Origin of the sequence: Pseudoxanthomonas kalamensis DSM 18571, assembly GCF_010211745.1 — a bacterium.
GTDB classification, from domain to species: Bacteria; Pseudomonadota; Gammaproteobacteria; order Xanthomonadales; family Xanthomonadaceae; genus Pseudoxanthomonas_A; species Pseudoxanthomonas_A kalamensis.
Genome location: NZ_PDWQ01000072.1, coordinates 1 through 625, shown reverse-complemented (window position 1 = coordinate 625; position 625 = coordinate 1). Strand labels below are relative to the sequence as shown.

Here is a 625-nt window from a genome sequence, read left to right as displayed (position 1 = left end):
GATGAAACGTACGCGTTCTTCGGTGGGTGTCGAGATCAAGCCATCCTTCTTGAACATCTCGCCGAGATTGGCGTGCCGCTCATGCGGCAACCCGTGCGCGCGTAGCACCTCCAGCGAATAGGACACCTGATCGTGCGGAGCGTTTATCGCCCAGGTCTTGCCGTCGTCTGGCGTGACTTTGGAGGCGTCCACGCCCGCATGCAGCAGCACCTCGAGCATGTCGTTCGCATCGTTTTCGGTGAGCCCGGAATACAGCTGCTGACTGCACGCAGACAGCAGCAGCGCCACCAGCAGCACCACCAGGTATCTCAGCGCGCGCATGCTACTGGTTCTTGACCAGTGTCTGCACGGCGTTCTTTCCCGATTGCGCCACGCCGACGCTGACATTGAGGTTGAAGCCGACCATGGTCAGCTCGTGCATCAACTTGATCTGCTGCGCTGCCATTTCCTGCAGCCCCATGGTCGGTGCCTGCATGCTGAAGGCATCGATATGCTCGGCGATGGTCCGCACGCCATCGTTCTGCACATCGACCACGCGGCTCATCATGCTCGGGTTGCCCACCCGCTGCATGGCGGGCGGCAAGGGGCTCGAGGACTGCATCAGCGCTTGAAAGCGATTCACAAG

General features: G+C 60.8%; 1 protein-coding gene and 1 pseudogene. Both read right to left on the bottom strand.

What is annotated here, in order from left to right; translation table 11 throughout:
- Window positions 1–321 (bottom strand): annotated as a pseudogene (locus CSC70_RS14045) (type III secretion system inner membrane ring lipoprotein SctJ); the annotation flags it as partial.
- A gap of 1 nt (window position 322) precedes the next feature.
- Window positions 323–625 (bottom strand): type III secretion protein HrpB2 (locus tag CSC70_RS14040; protein WP_162457211.1); only part of this gene is annotated, 303 nt, incomplete at its 5' end.